At 63.9% G+C, this 16,778-nt stretch carries 13 protein-coding genes; 8 read left to right on the top strand and 5 right to left on the bottom strand.

What is annotated here, in order from left to right; translation table 11 throughout:
* From miaA to J3B00_RS04930, 8 genes are all read left to right on the top strand, one after another.
* Positions 1-972 carry a tRNA (adenosine(37)-N6)-dimethylallyltransferase MiaA gene (gene miaA, locus J3B00_RS04895; RefSeq protein WP_209864824.1) on the top strand — a complete coding sequence of 324 codons (972 nt, stop codon included), beginning with the start codon at positions 1-3 and terminating at the stop codon, positions 970-972.
* 93 nt (positions 973-1,065) lie between these two features.
* The gene (gene hfq, locus J3B00_RS04900; protein ID WP_060480687.1) at positions 1,066-1,326 is read left to right on the top strand and encodes an RNA chaperone Hfq; all 261 of its coding nucleotides are present in this window, start codon (positions 1,066-1,068) and stop codon (positions 1,324-1,326) included.
* Positions 1,327-1,338: 12 nt separating this feature from the next.
* Positions 1,339-2,640, top strand: a complete 1,302-nt coding sequence (hflX, locus tag J3B00_RS04905; RefSeq protein WP_209864828.1) for a ribosome rescue GTPase HflX — start codon at positions 1,339-1,341, stop codon at positions 2,638-2,640.
* Between the two features lie 96 nt (positions 2,641-2,736).
* Positions 2,737-3,921 (top strand): FtsH protease activity modulator HflK, encoded by a 1,185-nt coding sequence (gene hflK / locus J3B00_RS04910; RefSeq protein ID WP_209864831.1) that lies wholly within the window; start codon positions 2,737-2,739, stop codon positions 3,919-3,921.
* On the top strand, positions 3,921-4,790 hold the full coding sequence (gene hflC, locus J3B00_RS04915) for a protease modulator HflC (protein WP_209864834.1): 870 nt from the start codon (positions 3,921-3,923) through the stop codon (positions 4,788-4,790). The genes hflK and hflC overlap by 1 nt, the downstream gene beginning before the upstream one ends.
* Before the next feature lie 288 nt (positions 4,791-5,078).
* Complete coding sequence (locus J3B00_RS04920; protein ID WP_209864837.1) at positions 5,079-6,266, top strand: ATP phosphoribosyltransferase regulatory subunit; 1,188 nt, start codon at positions 5,079-5,081, stop codon at positions 6,264-6,266.
* A 57-nt stretch (positions 6,267-6,323) separates the two neighbouring features.
* Positions 6,324-7,616: an adenylosuccinate synthase gene (locus J3B00_RS04925; protein ID WP_209864840.1), complete on the top strand. Its 1,293-nt coding sequence runs from the start codon at positions 6,324-6,326 to the stop codon at positions 7,614-7,616.
* A 922-nt stretch (positions 7,617-8,538) separates the two neighbouring features.
* Complete coding sequence (locus tag J3B00_RS04930; protein ID WP_209864842.1) at positions 8,539-10,473, top strand: methyl-accepting chemotaxis protein; 1,935 nt, start codon at positions 8,539-8,541, stop codon at positions 10,471-10,473.
* Between the two features lie 146 nt (positions 10,474-10,619).
* On the opposite strand, the gene J3B00_RS04935 is transcribed toward J3B00_RS04930, so the two are convergent.
* The 5 genes from J3B00_RS04935 to J3B00_RS04955 form a co-directional block, all read right to left on the bottom strand.
* Positions 10,620-12,185 carry an iron ABC transporter permease gene (locus tag J3B00_RS04935; protein ID WP_209864844.1) on the bottom strand — a complete coding sequence of 522 codons (1,566 nt, stop codon included), beginning with the start codon at positions 12,183-12,185 and terminating at the stop codon, positions 10,620-10,622.
* On the bottom strand, positions 12,185-13,198 hold the full coding sequence (locus J3B00_RS04940; RefSeq protein WP_209864855.1) for an extracellular solute-binding protein: 1,014 nt from the start codon (positions 13,196-13,198) through the stop codon (positions 12,185-12,187). Before J3B00_RS04940 ends, J3B00_RS04935 begins: the two co-directional genes overlap by 1 nt.
* Positions 13,199-13,349: 151 nt before the next feature.
* Positions 13,350-14,408, bottom strand: coding sequence for a glucuronyl hydrolase (locus J3B00_RS04945; RefSeq protein ID WP_209864856.1), 1,059 nt, complete (start codon positions 14,406-14,408; stop codon positions 13,350-13,352).
* Positions 14,392-15,570, bottom strand: coding sequence for an MFS transporter (locus J3B00_RS04950; protein ID WP_209864858.1), 1,179 nt, complete (start codon positions 15,568-15,570; stop codon positions 14,392-14,394). The genes J3B00_RS04945 and J3B00_RS04950 overlap by 17 nt, the downstream gene beginning before the upstream one ends.
* Positions 15,567-16,778: an acyl-CoA dehydrogenase family protein gene (locus tag J3B00_RS04955; protein WP_209864861.1), complete on the bottom strand. Its 1,212-nt coding sequence runs from the start codon at positions 16,776-16,778 to the stop codon at positions 15,567-15,569. The genes J3B00_RS04950 and J3B00_RS04955 overlap by 4 nt, the downstream gene beginning before the upstream one ends.

Here is a 16,778-nt window from a genome sequence, read left to right on the forward strand (position 1 = left end):
ATGAGCGGCAAGCCCCCAGCAATATTCCTTATGGGCCCGACGGCGGCCGGCAAGACCGACCTCGCCATCGAGCTGACCAAGGTGCTCCCCTGTGAACTGATCAGCGTCGACTCGGCGCTGGTCTATCGCGGCATGGACATCGGTACCGCCAAACCTTCGAAAGAAATCCTGGCCGCACATCCGCACCGTCTTATCGACATCATCGACCCGGCCGAGAGCTATTCTGCAGCGCAGTTTCGCAGCGATGCCCTGGCGGCAATGGCCGAGATCACAGCGCGCGGCAAGATCCCGCTGCTGGTCGGCGGCACCATGCTTTATTACAAGGCGTTGCTCGACGGTCTGGCTGACATGCCGGCCGCCGACCCGGCGGTACGCGCCGAGCTCGAGGCCCAGGCCAGTGCGTTGGGCCTGGCCGAACTGCACCGGCAGTTGGCCGAGGTCGATCCGGTCTCGGCGGCCCGCATTCACCCCAATGACCCGCAGCGGTTGATTCGCGCACTGGAGGTCTACCGGGTCAGCGGTGAGAGCATGACTGCACATCGCCAGCGGCAATTGGCCGAAAGTAGCGGCGCAGACGCAGGCGCAGGCGGACATTTGCCCTATACTGTCGCCAGTCTGGCGATTGCTCCTACAGATCGTCACATTTTGCATCAGCGAATTGCGCTACGATTTTCACAGATGTTGGAACAGGGCTTCGTCGACGAGGTCCGAAAGCTGCGCGCCAGAAGTGACTTGCATGCGGGCCTGCCGTCTATACGGGCAGTGGGTTATCGGCAAGTCTGGGATTACCTCGACGGCACGCTAGATGAGAATGAGATGCGAGAACGCGGTATTATCGCCACTCGCCAGCTGGCCAAGCGGCAGTTTACCTGGTTACGCGGTTGGTCCGACGTACACTGGCTGGATAGCCTGGCCTGCGACAATCTGTCCCGCACCTTGAAATACCTTGGGTCCGTCTCCATATTGAGCTGAGTCCCTGCTAATTGCCGACTATTCTTGCGAATGGGCGGCGTAATCATCGATTTTTCGTGTTTTTTATTATTGATCCTTACAGGAGTGCGGCATATGTCAAAAGGGCATTCGCTACAAGACCCTTACTTGAACACCTTGAGAAAAGAAAAGGTCCCGGTTTCGATCTATCTGGTCAACGGGATCAAGCTGCAGGGCTCGATCGAATCGTTCGACCAGTTTGTCGTTCTGCTGAAGAACACTGTCAGCCAGATGGTCTACAAGCACGCTATCTCGACCGTGGTTCCAGCACGTCCGGTTCGCCTGCCAAGCCCGTCCGATTCCGAGAACGGCGACAGCGAACCAGGCAACGCCTGATAGGAGCCTGCATTGTTCTTTGAGCGCCACGGTGGTGGTGAACGAGCACTACTCGTTCACTTGGAAGGTCAGAACCCTGAGGCGCGCGAAGACCCGCAGGAGTTTCAGGAACTGGCACTGTCGGCCGGAGCTGAGATCGTATCGCTGTCTACAGTGACGCGGCACCAGCCTACCGCCAAATACCTGATTGGCAGCGGCAAGGTCGAGGAATTGCGCGACCTGGTCAACGCCGAACAGGTAGACCTTGTGATTTTCAATCACACCCTCACGCCCAGTCAGGAGCGCAACCTCGAACGTGTTTTCGAGTGTCGCGTGCTCGACCGTACCGGGCTGATTCTCGATATCTTCGCCCAACGGGCGCGTACCCATGAAGGCAAGCTGCAGGTCGAACTGGCCCAGCTCGAGCACATGAGCACGCGGCTGGTGCGCGGCTGGACGCACCTTGAGCGGCAGAAGGGCGGTATTGGCCTGCGCGGTCCCGGTGAAACCCAGCTGGAAACCGACCGGCGTCTGTTGCGAGTTCGTCTGCGGCAGATCAAGGCCCGCCTTGAGAAGGTCCGCAGCCAGCGCGAACAGGCGCGGCGCGGGCGCAGACGCGCAGATATCCCGTCGGTATCGCTGGTCGGCTACACCAACGCCGGCAAGTCGACCCTGTTCAATGCGCTGACCTCTTCCGATGTTTATGCGGCCGACCAACTGTTCGCCACCCTGGATCCGACCCTGCGCCGTTTGCAGCTGGATGACCTGGGGCCGATCGTGCTGGCCGACACCGTGGGTTTCATCCGTCATTTGCCGCACAAGCTGGTCGAGGCATTTCGGGCTACGCTCGAAGAGTCGAGCAACTCCGACCTGCTGCTGCACGTGATCGATGCCCATGAGCCTGAGCGCATGGAACAGATCGAACAGGTCCTGGCAGTATTGGGCGAGATCGGTGCCGAAGGCTTGCCGATCCTCGAGGTCTATAACAAACTCGACTTGCTCGAGGATGTCGAGCCGCAGATCCAGCGGGATGCCGATGGCAAGCCGGAACGGGTCTGGGTGTCGGCACGTGATGGACGTGGCCTGGAGCTGGTGGGTCAGGCAATTGCCGAGTTACTGGGGGATGATCTGTTTGTCGGAACCCTGCGCCTTGAACAGCGTTTTGCCCGCTTGCGCGCGCAATTCTTTGAACTGGGCGTGGTACAAGGCGAGGAACATGATGACGAAGGCAGCAGCTTGCTGAGTGTGCGCCTGCCCATGGTCGAGCTCAATCGCCTGGTCAGTCGTGCAGGCCTGGAGCCGCAGACGTTTATCGCGCAACACACTTTGCAATAAATGCCCGTCGAGGTCGCCGGGCAGCCGTGACAGGCATTCTGTAGCATTGGACGGCGCGCCGTGGGCGCGTCTTTGCTTTATCAGATGGAGAGCGCTATGGCTTGGAACGAGCCGGGTGGCAACTCGAATAATCAGGATCCCTGGGGCGGTCGCCGTGGCGGCGGCGGCGGTGGTGGTGGCGACAAGAAAGGACCACCGGATCTCGACGAGGCCTTCCGCAAGCTGCAGGACAGCCTGAACGGCATGTTCGGCGGCAGCAAAAAACGCGGTGGTGGTGACCGCAATATCGGCAAGGGTGGCGGTTACGGCCTGCTGGGCATTGGCCTGGCGGTGTTGGCTGCGATCTGGCTGTACAGTGCCGTTTACGTGGTCGACGAGCAGGAGCAGGCTGTCGTGCTGCGCTTCGGCAAGTACTACGAGACCGTGGGTCCAGGCCTGAACATCTACTTCCCGCCTATCGATCGCAAGTACATGGAGAACGTGACGCGTGAGCGTGCGTACACCAAGCAGGGGCAGATGCTCACCGAAGACGAGAACATCGTCGAGGTGCCGCTGACCGTGCAGTACAAGATCACCAACCTGCAGGACTTCGTGCTTAACGTCGACCAGCCGGAAGTGAGCTTGCAACATGCGACCGACAGTGCCCTGCGCCACGTGGTGGGTTCCACCTCGATGGACCAGGTGCTGACCGAGGGTCGTGAACAGATGGCCGTGGATATCCGCGAGCGTCTGCAGCGCTTCCTCGATACCTATCGCACCGGTATCACCGTCACCCAGGTCAACGTACAGAGCGCGGCAGCCCCGCGTGAAGTGCAGGAAGCCTTCGACGACGTGATCCGCGCCCGTGAAGACGAGCAGCGTGCCCGCAACCAGGCCGAGTCCTACGCCAATGGCGTGGTGCCAGAGGCCCGTGGTCAGGCGCAGCGCATCATCGAGGACGCCAACGGCTACCGCGATGAAGTGATTGCCCGTGCCAAGGGTGAGGCCGACCGCTTCACCAAGCTGGTCACCGAGTACCGCAAGGCGCCGGACGTCACCCGTCAGCGTCTGTACCTGGAGACCATGCAAGAGGTCTACAGCAATTCGAGCAAGGTCATGGTGGCAACCAAGGACGGGCAGAACAACCTGCTCTACCTGCCGCTGGACAAGATGGTCGAAGGCAGCCGCAACACGTCGGCATCTGCCGGCAGCACGTCGCCGTCGGCCAACGACGCGGCCGTGCGCGCAGCGCAGGACCTGCAACAGCAACAACAGACGCTGCGTACTAGGGAGAGCCGCTGATGAGCAATAAATCGCTGATCGCCCTGATCGCCGCAGTCGTGCTGGCTGTCGTGGCCTGGAACAGCTTCTATATCGTCGCTCAGACCGAGCGCGCGGTGTTGCTGCAGTTCGGTCGCGTGGTTCAGGCGGATGTCCAGCCTGGCCTGCATGTGAAGATCCCGTACGTCAACCAGGTGCGCAAGTTCGACGCCCGCCTGATGACCCTGGATGCTCCGACCCAGCGCTTCCTGACGCTGGAAAAGAAAGCGGTAATGGTCGACGCCTATGCCAAATGGCGGGTGAAGGACTCCGATCGCTTCTACACCGCGACTTCGGGCCTCAAGCAGATCGCCGACGAGCGTCTGTCGCGTCGTCTGGAAAGCGGCCTGCGTGACCAGTTCGGTAAACGCACCCTGCACGAAGTGGTTTCCGGTGAACGTGACGCGCTGATGGCTGACATCACCGCTTCGCTGAACCGCATGGCCAACAAGGAGCTGGGTATCGAGGTGGTCGACGTTCGCGTCAAGGCCATCGACCTGCCGAAGGAAGTCAACCGCAGCGTGTTCGATCGCATGAGCACCGAGCGTGAGCGCGAAGCCCGTGAGCATCGTGCCAAGGGTAACGAACTGGCTGAAGGTATCCGCGCGGATGCCGACCGTCAGCGTCGCGTACTGCTTGCTGAAGCCTATCGTGAATCCGAGGAAACCCGTGGTGATGGTGACGCCCAGGCGGCTGCCATCTACGCCAAGGCCTACAACCAGGACGCTGATTTCTATGCGTTCCACCGTAGCCTGCAAGCGTACCGCGCGAGCTTCTCGAGCAAGAGCGATGTGCTGGTGCTGGATCCGAAGAACGAGTTCTTCCGGTATCTGGACAAGAGCAAGCCTTGATCTGGCGGCCCTGCAGGCCGCTGCAAACCCCGCCCGGCAGGTAAAACTGCCGGCGGGGTGCATCCCGAAGGAAAAGGGGTGTATGATGAGTCAGCCGGGAAATTTCCCGGCTTTTTTGCGTCTGCAAGGTTGATTGCCATTCATGGCTCAGCCACGACGCTGGTAATTCGAAGGTGTTGGTACGGCGGCTGCGCTGGGATGAGTGCTGCCTGCTGTTGTGTGCCAATGCCTGCTTTACTCACGGCTCGCCTCCAGGCAGGCCGCTCGGACCAGAGGGGAAAAGGCGTAATGGCAACGGTAGACCGCTGGCTGCTGCCAGATGGCATCGAGGAAGTACTGCCACCTGAAGCTGCGCGCATCGAGATCGCACGTCGGCAGGTGTTGGACCTGTTCCAGAGTTGGGGTTACGAACTGGTCGTTACCCCGCATATCGAGTACCTGGAATCGCTGCTCACCGGTGCCAGCCAGGACCTGGACCTGCATACCTTCAAGGTGGTCGACCCGCAGTCCGGCCGCCTGATGGGCTTCCGTGCCGACTTCACTCCGCAGGTCGCGCGTATCGACGCGCACACCCTGCGCCGTGAAGGTCCGAGCCGGCTGTGCTACGCCGGCAGCGTGCTGCACGCCCAGCCGCGCCAGCTGTCCACCTCGCGCAGCCCGATCCAGTTGGGCGCCGAGCTGTATGGCGATGCCAGCCCGACCAGTGACGTCGAAGTGATCAGCCTGATGCTGGCCATGCTGCAGTTGGCCGATGTGCCGGACGTGCACATGGACCTTGGCCATGTCGGTATCTACCGCGGCCTGGCCCGTGCCGCCGGGCTGTCTGGCGATGTCGAGCAGCAGCTGTTCGATGCCCTGCAGCGCAAGGCCCGCGATGAAGTCTATGCACTCACCGCAGACCTGCCGAAGGACCTCAGCAGCATGCTGCGGGCCCTGACCGAGCTGTGCGGTGGACGTGAAGTGCTGGCCGAGGCCCGTGTCCGCCTGGGCCGTGCGCCGGCTAGCGTGCTGGCAGCACTGGATGACCTGTTGTCGATCGCTGATCGGCTGACAGCGCGTTACCCGCAACTGCCGCTGTACTTCGACCTCGGCGAGTTGCGCGGCTACAACTATCACACCGGCGTGGTGTTCGCCGTGTTCGTTCCTGGGGTTGGTCAGTCGATCGCCCAGGGCGGACGCTACGATGACATCGGCGCCGACTTTGGCCGGGCACGCCCGGCCACGGGTTTCTCCACGGATTTGAAGACCCTGGTCACACTGGGGCGAGCGGAGGTCGTATTGCCTTCTGGCGGCATCTGGATGCCCGACAGCGGCGACGCGACCCTCTGGCAGATGGTCTGCCAGTTGCGCAACGAGGGCCAGCGTGTGGTTCAGGCACTGCCTGGCCAGCCGCTGAGTGCTGCTCTCGAGGCGGATTGTGATCGGCAATTGATTCAGCAAGACGGGCGCTGGCAGGTTCTGCCGCTGACCCATTGAGATCTTTCGGTCGGCAGTAGGCCGGCAACCAAGTTTGCGTGAATGAGGACAAGTGTTATGGGTAAGAATGTCGTCGTCCTGGGCACCCAATGGGGTGATGAGGGCAAAGGCAAGATCGTTGATCTGCTGACCGAACATGCTGCCGCCGTAGTGCGCTACCAGGGCGGTCACAATGCGGGCCACACCCTGGTGATCAACGGTGAGAAGACCGTGTTGCACCTGATTCCCTCGGGCATCCTGCGTGAAGGCGTGCAGTGCCTGATCGGCAACGGCGTGGTCGTCGCCCCCGATGCCCTGATGCGTGAAATCACCAAGCTGGAAGAGAAGGGCGTACCGGTGCGCGAGCGCCTGCGTATCAGCCCGGCCGCTCCGCTGATCCTCTCCTACCACGTGGCGCTGGACCAGGCCCGTGAAAAGGCCCGTGGCGAAGCCAAGATCGGTACTACCGGTCGTGGTATCGGCCCAGCCTACGAAGACAAGGTCGCCCGCCGCGGCCTGCGCATCGGTGACCTGTTCCACCGTGAGCGTTTTGCCGCCAAGCTCGGTGAGCTGCTGGATTACCACAACTTCCAGCTGGTCAATTACTACAAAGAGCCGGCCATCGACTTCCAGCAGACCCTGGACGAGTGCATGGCCTACGCCGAGCAGCTCAAGCCGATGATGCTCGACGTCACCGCCGAACTGCACAACCTGCGTCGCGCCGGCAAGGACATCATGTTTGAAGGCGCCCAGGGTTCGCTGCTGGACATCGACCACGGTACCTACCCGTACGTGACCAGTTCCAACACCACCGCCGGCGGTATCTCTACCGGTTCTGGCGTTGGCCCGATGTACCTTGACTACATCCTCGGTATCACCAAGGCGTACACCACTCGCGTCGGTTCCGGTCCGTTCCCGACCGAGCTGTTCGACGAGACTGGCGCTACCTTGGCCAAGCGTGGTCATGAGTTCGGTTCGACCACCGGCCGTGCCCGTCGTTGCGGCTGGTTCGATGCTGTCATCCTGCGTCGTGCCATCGACGTCAACAGCATCTCGGGCATCTGCCTGACCAAGCTGGACGTGCTCGACGGTCTGGAAACCATCAACATCTGTGTTGGCTACAAGAACGAGAACGGCGCTGTGATCGATGCGCCTTCCGATGCTGACAGCTACATTGGCCTGGAGCCGGTGTACGAAGAGATGCCAGGCTGGAACGAATCGACCCTGGGTGCCAAGACCCTGGAAGAGCTGCCAGAAGCTGCTCGCGCTTACATCAAGCGCATCGAGGAGCTGACGGGTGCGCCGATCGATATCATTTCGACTGGCCCGGATCGCAACGAGACTATCGTTTTGCGTCATCCGTTCGCCTGATTCGGCTTCTGGGCTGATTGAACGCCGCGCTTCCGCAAGGGGGCCGCGGCGTTTTTTTTGGTTGTTTTCGGATTGGCGGGGGGATGGGCTGGGGCTGGGGCTGGGGCTGGGGCTGGGGCTTGTGGGTTGGGGGCTTATCCATTTGATGTGGTGGTGCCACTGGCCCTTTCCGCCCTTACGGCGGGTCACTTTTTGGCAAACGCCCCAAAAAGTAACCAAAAAGGTCTTGGCTCCATCATCCGGCCCCTACGCTGCGCTTCGGGGTTCCCTCGCTCCGATCTTGCTCCGGGAGGACCGCGCTGTACGGCCCATCCTGGGCCTCAGCGCTTTCCGGCCATCCATGGCCTCCACCTCCCTACGCAAGACCTGCGCTCGGCCTCCTGAAGTCGCTGGTAGATCAAGAGCAAGATCAAGATCAACAGCCAGGGCAACGGCAGGCGAATCGCTGCGCTCTCGCTTTGTTTATTTACCAGCGGATCTGTGGTGTGGCTGGCAGGGCTGCGCCCTGCGATTTGCATTGGCAGTACCGGCCTCTTCGCGGGGCAAGCCCGCTCCTACAGGATTTGCGCCGATTTTGAATTCAGCGCTGTACCTGTAGGAGCGGGCTTGTCCCGCGAAGAGGCCCGAATATCCACCCCAACTGCCACTATCAAAAACAACGCCAGCCCAAACGCCGCCCGTAACTACGCGACTTTAGGAGACCGGAGCGAGGGAACTCCGAAGCGCAGCGTAGGGGCCGGATGCAGAAGAACCTTTTGGGGCGTGCTACACAAGCTGTTTGAACGACAGCGCTCGCTGTAGGCACGGGCTTGCCGCACGAAGAATCCTGCGCGCCAGCCAACCAATGCGGCACAACCCTTGCTGTATGAACGCTTTGTGGATGCCATCAAAATAGTGGCGCCAGAAGTACGAGGGTTTCACCGTGTCCGCCATCCTTTCACTGTTACGAAGCCGCCTGTTGCGCCCCGTGTTTGTTGCTTTGGGTATCGCTCTTTTGGTGCAGGTGTTGGTCGCCGTTGCGCTGACCCGGAGCACCGTCACCGCACTGGAGGCCGATCTGAGTGAACGCCTGGGTGTAGACAGCCGCAAGCTCGCCACCGAATTGGAACTCGCCGGGCAGGATGTGCGCGCCGGCCTCGACAGCCTCTCCAGCAGTACTCGTCAGCGCCTGAGCAGCGGTCTCTCGACGCGCCTGCAAAGCGAGCAGCAGCAACTGCGTGCCACCCTCGAGCAAAACCTCAAGGATTCCGCCAATGACATGGCCGAGCTGCTCGCCTCGGTCGCGCCGCGAGCGATCTGGGACAACGACGTACCGGTGCTCTCCGACTTCGCGCGGCGCGCTCAGCGTAACCCCAACGTACTGTTCGTGATCTACGACGACGCGCAAGGCCAGCACCTGACCCGCTACCTCAATCGGCAGAACCCGATCAACCAAGCCCTGATCGACAAGGGGCAGGGAGAGCGAGCGCTGGACAAGGTGCTTGATGCGGCGCGCAAGGACCCGTCGGTGTACTTCGTCGAAGCGCCAATCAACCCCAACGGCGCAGAGATCGGCAAGGTCCTGATGGGTGTCTCCACGGCGGGCGTCGAACAACAACTCAAAGCCCTCGATGAGCGCTTTGTGGCGTTGATCGGCAGTGGCGAACAGCTGGTTGGCGAGAGCCTCGGTGCGGCCGCCGCCGACAGCGGCAAGGCCCTGCGTGCACGCCTGGAAACCGCCCAGGGCAGCGCCACCGCGATGCAGGCCAATACCGCCCAGAGTGTGCGCGATGCCGCTGGCGAGCTGCGCTGGCGGATTGGTCTGGGTCTGGTCCTGGTTGGCCTGGGCGTACTGCTGGTGGTGGCTGTGGTGCTCGGCCGGCGGGTGGTGAGCAAGTTACGCTTGCTGATCGCCGCCCTCGACGACCTGGCTGCCGGCGATGGCGACCTGACCAAGCGGGTCAGCCTCGATAGTCGCGACGAGATCGGCGACATGGCCTCGGCGGTCAATCGCTTTGTCGACAAGCTGCAGCCGATCGTCCGCGAGGCCGGCGAAGTGGCCCAGCGCACCGGGGTCGAAATCGGCGTCATGACCCAGCGCAGCGCCGGCGCCGATGCCGCCGCCGCACTCCAGCGCGACGAAGTGGCCGCCAGCCTGCGTGACCTGTCGAGCATGGCCGACGAGGCCCAAGCCGAAAGTCAGGCGATGCAGGCCGCCTTGCAGCAGGTGGTGGATATCCGCCAGGCCACCCACGAAAACAGCCGGACCTCGACCCAACTCGCCGGTCTGATCGAGACCCTCGCCGGCGAGGTCGACACCGGCTCCCAGGTGATCGAGCGCCTGGCCAAGCAGAGCGAGCAGATCGAGGTGGTGTTGACGGTGATCCATGGTATTGCCGAGCAGACCAACCTGCTGGCGCTCAATGCTGCCATCGAAGCCGCGCGCGCTGGTGAGACCGGGCGTGGTTTTGCCGTGGTCGCCGATGAAGTACGGGCGTTGGCGAGCAAGACGCAGCGCTCTACGGGCGATATCCAGGCCCATATCACGGCCTTGCAGCAAGGCGCCAAGGAAGCGGTGGCGACCATCAGCCAGGCCGGGCGCCAGGCCAGCGAAGGCTTGTTGGTGCTACGTGACAACGAGCGCCGGCAGCAGTCGGTGCAGGCGGCGGTGGAGCAGGTGCATGCGGCAATTGGCCTGGCCACGCGCGCGGCCGAGCAGCAGGCGCACGGTGCGCAGGCGGTGCGGGGCAGGGTAGAGACGATTCATGCGCAGGCCGAGCAATCGGCGCAGGTGGTGATGCAGACCACGGCGAGCAGCAAAGTGCTGGATGATCTGGCCGGGCAATTGCGCGCCAGCCTGGGGCAGTTCAGGGCGTGAGGGCCTTGGCGAGGGCTTCGCCCTGGTTTCCGACCGGTCTGGCGCCCCGGCAAGGCCGCTCAAGGGCAGCGCCGCGGGTGGATTGACGCGGTACCTGTGGGAGCGGCCTTGTGTCGCGAAAGGGCCGCGCAGCGGCCCCAAAAGCTTCACGCCCGGTTCAGGTACATCCGCGTGGTCAGCAGATAAACCGGCAACCCCGACACCACGATCAGCAACGCCGCATAAGGCGCCGCCGCAGCAAACTCGACGTTGGCGGTATGCGCCCACACTTCGGTGGCCAGCGTGGTCATGCCGGTCGGGCTGAGCAGCAGGGTCGCCGTCAGCTCCTTCATCGCATCGAGGAACACCAGCGCAAAAGCCGCCGCCAGCGCCGGAAAGATGATCGGCAGGGTCACCCGGCAGAACGCACTGAAGCTGCTCGCGCCCAGCGTCCGCGCAGCCTCTTCGAGAGTCGGCGAGGCCTTGTTCAGCGCCGTGCGCACCGGCGCCTGCGCCAGCGGCAAGAACAGCAATGCATAGGCCAGCAGCAGCAACGCCGTGGTCTGGTACAGCGCCGGCACATAGTGCAGGGCAAAGAACACCAGAGTCAGGGCAATCACCAGCCCCGGCAGGGCGTGCAGCAGATACGGCAGGCGCTCGGCCCAGATCGCCAGGCGGCCCTTGTAGCGCACCACCAAAAAACTGATCGGCAGCGCCAGAACGACGCACAAGCCTGCGCCGCCGAGCGATACCGACAGCGAGGTGAACAGCGCCTGGCTGATCTCACCCACCGGGAAGGCCGCCGACGAGCCAACGCTCAGCCAGTAGCCGAGCATGGCCAGCGGGATACCGCTGCCAAGTACCGCCAGGCCCAGACAGAACAGCTGCCCAAGCGCCATCCAGCCGCGCAGTTTGACCGGCTGCGCGCGCCGCGCGACGCCTTGGCCGATCCGCACATGACGCGCCTTGCCACGGACCCGCAGTTCCAGCGTCAGCATCACCAGGCACAGCGCCAGCAGCACCGCTGACAGCATCGCCGCGTTGGCGTTGCTGAACTCCAGTTCGAACTGCTGGTAGATCGCCGTGGTGAAGGTCTGCAGGCCAAGGATCGACAGCGCACCGAACTCCACCAGCATATGCAGGGCGATCAGCAGCGCGCCGCCGAGCATCGACGGCCACAGCAGTGGCAGGGTGATCTTGCGAAATACCCCCCAGCGGCTGCAACCCAAGGTTCGCGCCGACTCCTCCAGTGAGGTATCGACGTTGCGCAGGGTTGCCGCCACTGGCAGAAAAATCAGCGGATACTTGGACAGCGCCATGATCATGATCGCCCCGCCCAGGCCTTCGAAGTCCGAGCTCAGCGATACCCAGGTGAAACTGCTGACGAACGACGGCACCGCGAACGGCAGGCACAGCACCACGCCCCACAGGCGGCGCCCGGGCAAGTCACTGCGCTCGAGCAGCCAGGCCAGCGCCAGGCCGACCACCATGCACACCAGGGTGACGCCAACCATCAGCAGCATCGTGTTGCGCAGCAAGCCCCACACGAACGGCCGCCAGAGCAGGTGCAGCGCTTCCTGCCAACCCGCCTCCCAGGCCTTGAGGGCGACGTAGAGCAATGGCAGCAAGCTCATCGCCACCAGGAACAAGACAGGCAGCACCACCCAGATCGAGGGGCGCTTGCGGCGTGGCACGAAACGCGCGGGGGCCGCAGGGTGCAGGACGGCAGTCATCAGAGCAGACCGACCTCGCGCTCAAGCTCCAGGGCTTCTTCGGCGTTACCGAGGTCGGCTGGGGTGATCTTGGGTGGGCGCAGGTCTTCGAACGGCTTCAGGCCCTGGTCGGAGACCATGCCCTTGTGCAGCGGGTACTCGGCGGTGGTCTGGGTGATCACGCGCTGGCCTTCTTCGCTGGCCATCCAGTTGAGCAGAGCCTGGGCTTCCTTGGGATGCTTGCTGGCCTTGACCGCGGCGGCGCCGGAAATGGTCACCAGGCCACCGGCGTCGCCGTCGGCCAGGTAGTACAGCTTGGAGTCGAGTTGGCCGCGCTCGCGCTTGAGGGCGTACCAGTAGTAGTTGTTGACCAGCACGGCGTCGACTTCACCTTTTTCCACGGCCTTCAGGGCAACCATGTTGTTGGTGTAGGTCTTGCCGAAGGCTTTCAGGCCGGTCAGCCACTCTTCAGCGGCTTCACGCCCGTGCAGCTTGAGAATGGCCACGGCCTGTTCCTGGAAGGCGCCGCTGGTCGGAACAAAGCCGACACGGCCGTCCCACTCGGGGTCGGCGAAGTCCATCACCGATTGCGGCAGGTCTTTTTCGTCAATCTTCTTCGGGTTGAACACCACCACCCGGGTACGCGCGGTGACGCCCATCCAACTGCCGTTGGCGGCGACGTATTCCTTGGGCAGCATGTTCAGGGTGGCGTCGTCGATCTTGGCCAGCAGGCCCAGTTCGCCGAGGTTGTTCAGCGGTGGCGACTCTTCGGTATAGATGACGTCGGCCGGCGAGCGGTCGCCTTCCTCGATGATCTGGCTGGCCAGCTGGTTGCTGCTGCCCTTGCGAATATTGATATGGATGCCGGTCTTGGCCTCGTAGGCCTTGGCGATGGCTTCGCCGATTTCCTTGTGCTGACCGTTGTACAGGGTCAGGCTGACCGGGGCGTCTGCCATGGCTGCCGGAGCGCCGATCACCAGGCTCAGGACGGCGGCGGCCAGGCTGCGCATCAGCATTTGCGGACGGATCGTCATGCGGGTACTTCCTCGCTTACGGCTACATATTTGGAAACAATGGTAAACGAAATTGTTTCTCAAGTGGCCGCCTGACAAGAAATTCATGAGCAGCTTACTGAGCTGATTGGCCCGCCAAGCGGCCCCAGTGCATGAGGGGGCCGCGCCCCGGCTACCAGCCGGCAATCCCTCCCCGCAACGCCAGCACTTGATCCTGGGTCAGCAACGCTTCGACCAGAAAATACGTCGCACACGCCGACTCGACCAATTGCTCCTGCTCCGCTCCCACGCGGTAGAAATGCCCGACAAAACTCCCCTGCTGGACCTCGGCCGAGAGCAGCGCGGCAATCTGTCGGCAGGCCAGGTCGCGCCAGTCATTCATACCCGGCAGGCACTGCCATAGGCGCAACAATGCCACCGAGGCAATCGCCACCGCGCACGGGTCGGCTTCATCAGCCTTGAGCGCACCCTGGCTGGCGCTCTCGCCCCAGCGGCGTACCCAGTACTCGCACGCCTCACGGGCCGCGTCGGCATAAACGCCGCCATACAAGCCGACCGCTTCCGCCAGGCCGAGCATGGCCCACGCCTGACCCCGTGCCCATTGCCCGGCCGGGCCCTGTTGAAAGCTGCCATCGGCCTGCCATCGGGCGTAACTGGCCCAGGCGCCGGTTGGCGTGCGCAAGGTCCGCAGGCACAGCTCGAGGTGGTTGCGGGCCATGGCGATCTGCCCGGCATCACGCTGCAGGTGCATCAGCGCCAGGGTCGGCGCGAGGGCGTCGATGTCGAGGGTCACACGGCCCTTGTCGCCCCCGCCCATGCCCGGCCCCAGCGGCCAGCCGCCGATCTCTGGGTGATAATCCCGGGCAAGGGCGTCTGCGGCGCGGCAGGCCAGCTGCCGTGCTTCATTGGCTTCGGCCAGTCGGCCGCCGAGGGCGGCGCCATACCAGAACACGAAGCTGCGATTGAGGCTTGGCTCGTCTAACTGGGCGACCAGCTGACGGCACCAGAACGCCGCCTGGTCGTGGTCTTCGCTCAGCTCGGTGAAGGCCGCGCGACGCCACCACAGCGCGGTCCAGAACCCGCCGAGCCAGGAGCCACGGCGGGAGAGCTTCCACTGCTTGTCACGGGGCAGGCGATACAGTGGAAACTGTTCGCCGCACTGTCGCGAAATGCTGTCCAGTTGCTTGAGCAGCGCATTGATCGCTGCCCGTCGCTTACGCTGTTCCGGCATGGCTGCTGAGCTCCTGTGAACGACGGGCGCGGTACAGGCTTCGGCACAGTACGGCGCCAACGCATAACGCGAAAATCAACAATGACCAGGCCGCAGAGAACCCACCCGGCTGGCGCAGCAGCGCGCCAAACAGCGGTGGGCCGATAGCGATACCGCCAAAGAATCCCAGCGACAGCAAGCCGGCACTGCTCGCCGCGCCGCCGAAACGTGGCTCGCGCAGAAGCATGCTCATCGCCACCGCATTGCTCGCCACGAGGCTCAGGCCCATGCCCACCACTGCGGCCCACAACGGCCAATGGCGCTGCGGCGCTGCCTGTTGCATGACCACTACCGTGCCCAGGGCAAAGATAAACAGCCCACCGAGCAACACGGTCTCATCCTTGAGACCTGCACCCAGGGGCGTCAACAGCAGGCGCGAGAGGATACCCATCACGCCGAAAGCGCTGACCATCAGGCCGATGCTCGCCGCATCCACTCCCAGGCTATTGGCATACACGCCGAAAAAGGTAATGAAGGCCGACAGGCACAAGCCCGCGCAGCCTTGAATCGCCATTAGCCGCAGCAACCAGCCATTGGCCTTGGCCAGGCGCATTGCAGGCCTGGGGCCGGCAGCCGGTGCCGCTATCTGCAATGGCACCAGCAGCGCAAGGAGCAGCGCCAAAGGCACCCAGCAGGCCAGCGCCAGGCGCCAGCCGAGCCAAGCGCTCAGCGGCGGCAGGGCGAGGCCGGCGATCAGCGCCGAGACCTGCACCCCAGCCTGCTTAAGGCCGACCAGCGAAGCCTTGGGCGCGTCCTCGGCAAGGGCGATCGCCTGGTTGGTCGCGGGGTTGGCCAGGGCCTGGGCGACGCCGCAGAACAGCAGGGCGATGACCACCCCGCTAAAGCCAGGCAGCACCGCCATCAGGCTGAACGACAGCGCCACCAGCAGGAACAATGCCAGCAGGCCATTGCGTGAGCCGATCCGTTGCACCAGAGCACCGGCCCAGGGCGACAGCAGTGCCGCCAGGCCAAAGGCACTGGTGGTCAACCAGCCCAGCTGCTCACGGTCGATACCGAGCTCGGCGATCAGTTGCGGGCCGAGCACGCCGAGGGCGTAGAACACCATCATCGGCAGGCCCATGGCGCAGGTCAGCAGGGCGGCGAGCGCCGCGTGCTTGTTCATGGTGTCACCTTGTCCAGCAGCAGCGAGGGGGAGCGGCAGTCGAAAGCCCGGCCCGGCGCGGTGGCCGTCAGCAGGTCACGGCCGAGGGTGCTGATCAGCGCGTCGTCGGTGCCGTCGAGAATGTGCGTGGTGCGCGCGTTGCGGTAGATCCCCGAGAGTGGCGACAACTCGCTGAGGCCTTCGGCGCCCATCACCTGCACCGCTGAGTCGACCGCCGAGGACAGCGCGTCGGACGCCGCCAGCTTGGCCAGGTTGACCTCGATGGCGTTGGCCTGGCCACGGTCGAACTTGGCCGCAGCGTCCGCCAGCAGGCCGCGCGCCGCAGCGATCTCGCGGAACACTTTATAGACCCGGGCCCGCACCAGTTGCTTGTCGGCCAGTCGCGCCTGGGCTCCGCGGGGCGAATGCACGCGGGCGCACAGGTCGTCGAAGCAGCGTTGTGCCAGGCCCAGCCAGTGCGCGGCGCGCAGCAGCCGGCCGAGGCCGAGCCGGCGTTGCATCAGGGCGATGCCCTCGCCGGGGGCGCCAAGCACCTGTTGCGGGCTGACCTGCACATCCTTGAACAGCAGCTCGCCCTGACCCTGTTGCCGGCCAAGTAGCGCCAGTGGCCGGACGAAGGCGAAGCCGGGGCTGTCGGTCGGTACTACCAGCATCGACAGCGATTGCTGCAAGGGGCCATCGGCGGTACGCGCGATGACCGTGGCGAAGTCGGCGCGGCCGGCGCGGCAGATGAACCACTTGCGGCCGTTCAGCGTCCAGTGCTCGCCGTGCCACTCGGCGCGGCTGGCCAGGGTCGCCGGGATCGAGCCGATGCTATCGGGCTCGGACATCGCGTAACAGGGCACCAGCTCGCCGCGCAGCAACGGCAGGAAGAACCGCTCGCGCAGTTCGGCATTGGCGTGGCGGCCGAGCATGTAGGCGTCGAGGCTGGCGTCGCAGCCGAGGATCGCCGGGGCGAATTCGCTGCGCCCTTCCTCGGCGGCGATTGCCAGGTAGTCGAGCAACGGCAGCGCCCGGCTGCCATCGGCGCGTGGGTAGAAGTTGCCGAACACCCCGGCGGCCCTGGCCTGGTCCTGCAGGGCGGCGGCGAGCACGGCCGCCGCCGCGTCGCAGGCACCCAGTTCGAGCTCGCGCGGGAGGATCTCCTGCTCGACGAAGCGGCGCACCCGCTGCGCCAGCTGTAGGTCGGGAATCGCACTCATGGCCAT

Source organism: Pseudomonas sp. BP8, from assembly GCF_017875955.1.
Lineage (GTDB): Bacteria > Pseudomonadota > Gammaproteobacteria > Pseudomonadales > Pseudomonadaceae > Aquipseudomonas.

Bases quoted from the DNA above. Each gene is read 5' to 3' on its own strand.
- hfq (WP_060480687.1), top strand. From the start codon at position 1,066: ATGTCAAAAGGGCATTCGCTACAAGACCCTTACTTGAACACCTTGAGA.
- J3B00_RS04935 (WP_209864844.1), bottom strand. From the start codon at position 12,185: ATGACTGCCGTCCTGCACCCTGCGGCCCCCGCGCGTTTCGTGCCACGC.
- J3B00_RS04925 (WP_209864840.1), top strand. From the start codon at position 6,324: ATGGGTAAGAATGTCGTCGTCCTGGGCACCCAATGGGGTGATGAGGGC.
- hflC (WP_209864834.1), top strand. From the start codon at position 3,921: ATGAGCAATAAATCGCTGATCGCCCTGATCGCCGCAGTCGTGCTGGCT.
- J3B00_RS04955 (WP_209864861.1), bottom strand. From the start codon at position 16,778: ATGGCCATGAGTGCGATTCCCGACCTACAGCTGGCGCAGCGGGTGCGC.
- miaA (WP_209864824.1), top strand. From the start codon at position 1: ATGAGCGGCAAGCCCCCAGCAATATTCCTTATGGGCCCGACGGCGGCC.
- J3B00_RS04920 (WP_209864837.1), top strand. From the start codon at position 5,079: ATGGCAACGGTAGACCGCTGGCTGCTGCCAGATGGCATCGAGGAAGTA.
- hflK (WP_209864831.1), top strand. From the start codon at position 2,737: ATGGCTTGGAACGAGCCGGGTGGCAACTCGAATAATCAGGATCCCTGG.
- J3B00_RS04945 (WP_209864856.1), bottom strand. From the start codon at position 14,408: ATGCCGGAACAGCGTAAGCGACGGGCAGCGATCAATGCGCTGCTCAAG.
- J3B00_RS04940 (WP_209864855.1), bottom strand. From the start codon at position 13,198: ATGACGATCCGTCCGCAAATGCTGATGCGCAGCCTGGCCGCCGCCGTC.
- J3B00_RS04950 (WP_209864858.1), bottom strand. From the start codon at position 15,570: ATGAACAAGCACGCGGCGCTCGCCGCCCTGCTGACCTGCGCCATGGGC.